The organism is Achromobacter sp., assembly GCF_036567245.1.
Classification (GTDB): domain Bacteria; phylum Pseudomonadota; class Gammaproteobacteria; order Burkholderiales; family Burkholderiaceae_B; genus Achromobacter.
In genome coordinates this window covers 1-2,569 of sequence record NZ_DATCUY010000499.1, presented here as the reverse complement: position 1 = coordinate 2,569, position 2,569 = coordinate 1, and the positions used below count along the sequence as shown (strand labels likewise).

The 2,569-nt window shown below is 68.4% G+C and carries 2 protein-coding genes; both read left to right on the top strand.

Going from position 1 to position 2,569, the window contains the following annotated elements:
- Positions 1–158 precede the first annotated feature (158 nt).
- Positions 159–1,814, top strand: a complete 1,656-nt coding sequence (locus VIR09_RS21245) for an amidohydrolase (protein ID WP_332014647.1) — start codon at positions 159–161, stop codon at positions 1,812–1,814.
- A 1-nt stretch (position 1,815) separates the two neighbouring features.
- On the top strand, positions 1,816–2,569 hold a 754-nt coding region (locus VIR09_RS21240), incomplete at its 3' end, for a GTP-binding protein (protein WP_332014646.1).

Below are 2,569 nucleotides of genomic sequence, written 5' to 3'. Positions count from 1 at the left end.
CTGCCCGGCCGCGCAGTCGCTCTGCGCCACGCGCGAGCCGGCCCTGCGCGAAGTCGCGCCGGGCCACCGTGTGGCCTGCCATTTCGTCGAGTCCCGCGATGGCGTCCTGGTGTCGCCGTTGCAGGGATGAGCCCACCCTCCGTCAGAAGGACAGACAGATGACCCAGACCAGTGCCCGAACCACGATTTATGCCGCGCGCAGCATCCTGACCATGAATCCGATGCAGCCTCGCGCCACCCATGTGGCGGTGCGAGAGGGCCGCATCCTGGGCGTGGGCAGCCGTGAAGACCTGGCGGGCTGGGGGCCGGCCGACCTTGACGAGCGCTATGCGGACAAGGTGCTCATGCCCGGCCTGGTGGAAGGGCATTGCCATCTGCCGGAAGGCGGCATGTGGAAGTTCGTGTACGTGGGCTACTACGACCGGCGCGGGCCCGACGGCCGGCTCTGGGAAGGTCTGAAGAGCTTTGACGCGGTGGCTGCCCGGCTACGCGAGGCCGAGCGTGCCTTGCCAGCCGGCGAAACGCTGATCGGCTGGGGCTTCGATCCGATCTTCTTTGACGGGGCGCGCATGCGCGTGCAGGACCTGGACGCGGTGTCCGCCGAACGGCCCGTGGTGGTCATGCATGCCAGCATGCACCTAATGAACGTGAATACGCCGATGCTGGCGCGTGCCGGCATCGACCGCGATACCGACATCGAAGGCATTACCCGCATGGACGATGGGCGGCCCAGCGGCGAACTCTGCGAATTTGCGGCCATGTTTCCCGTCATGCGCCTGATCGGCAGCCCGTTCCGTACCGTGGGCGTGTCGGAAGAGGGCCTGCGCATGTTCGGCAAGGTGGCGCAGTGGGCTGGCGTCACCACCGCCACGGACCTGGTCAACGAGCTGGGCGACGAGGGTTTGGCGACGCTGGCCCGCATCACCGCGGAGCCGGACTTTCCGGTCCGTATCGTGCCGGCCGCGTCCGCGCTGACGTATGCGGGCGATCCGGGACGCTGCCTGAGCAAATTGGCGGAAGCCCGGCGTCTCAACAACGACAAGCTGCATCTGGGCATGGTCAAGCTGGTGGTCGACGGCTCGATCCAGGGCTTTACGGCCAGGCTGCGCTGGCCGGGCTACTACAACGGCGCGCCCAACGGCATCTGGGTGATCGCGCCGGCCGAACTGGACGCCATGGTCCAGGCGTATCACGACGCCGGCGTGCAGCTGCACATTCACACCAATGGCGACGAAGCCACCGAGCTTGCCATCGACGCGGTGGATCGCGCCCTGCGCCGCAGTCCGCGGCGGGACCACCGGCACACTCTGCAGCATTGCCAGATGGCCGATGCGGCGCAGTTCCGGCGCATGGCCAGCCTGGGCATGTGCGCCAATCTTTTCGCCAACCACATCTTCTACTGGGGCGATGCGCACCATGCCTTGACCATGGGGCCGGACCGCGCCAACCGCATGGACGCCTGCGCTTCGGCTGCGCGTGCCGGCGTGCCGTTCTCGATCCACTCGGATGCGCCCATCACGCCGCTGGGGCCGCTGTTCACGGCCTGGTGCGCGGTGAACCGGCAGACCTCCTCGGGCAAGGTGCTGGGGGAATCGGAGCGCATCGGCGTGGAGGCGGCCCTGCACGCCGTGACGCTGGGCGCGGCCTACACTCTGCACCTGGACCATCTGGTGGGGTCCATCGAGATCGGCAAATATGCCGATTTCTGCGTGCTGCAGGACGATCCCCAGGAAGTGCCGCCGGAGCAACTGAAGGACGTGCGCGTGCTGGGCACGGTCATCGGCGGCAGGCCGCTGGCGCTGCGGGAGGCCTGAGATGGCGCCGCAGGACGGAGCGCGCATCGCGCTGACGGTGGTGGGCGGATTTCTAGGCGCGGGCAAGACGACCCTGCTCAATCATGTGTTATCCACGACCCGCCGCCGTGCGGCGGTTCTGGTCAACGACTTCGGCCCGGTGGATATCGATGCCGGGCTGATCGCGCAGCGCAGCGACCAGGTGATCAGGCTGGCCAACGGCTGCGTCTGCTGTTCGATGGCGGGCGGCCTGGACGACGCCTTGGCGCGCGTCCTGGCGCTGGACCCCTTGCCCGAATGGATCGTGATCGAGGCCAGCGGCGTGTCCGATCCGGGCCGCATCGCGCAGGTCGGCATGTCCGATCCCATGCTGCAGTTGGAGGGCGTGGTGGTGCTGGCCGACGCCGCCAATGTGCGCGCGCTGGCGGCGGATCCTTTGCTGGCCGATACGCTGGAACGCCAGTTCAAGGCGGCCGATTTGCTGGTGCTGAACAAGACCGATCTGGTGTCGGCGGGGGAGCTGCCCGCGCTACGCCAGTGGTTGCGCGCGGCGACGGATGGGGCCGCGATGGTCGAGACGCGGGAAGGGCGGGTGGACCTGCGCCATCTGCTGGGTGAGAGCGAGGCACGCAGTGTTACGCACGTATGCGCCGGCGGCGCGTGTGGTCATCCGGATCACGTCCACGCCGTAACGCCGGCAGACCCCGACCATCCGTTCCAGAGCTGGCTGTGGCGCGCGCCCGCGCTGGTCGACGCGGACAGGCTCGCCAGCAGGC

What these genes read in the sequence shown, in the direction of transcription:
- VIR09_RS21245 (WP_332014647.1), top strand. Translation starts at nt 159, where the DNA reads ATGACCCAGACCAGTGCCCGAACCACGATTTATGCCGCGCGCAGCATC.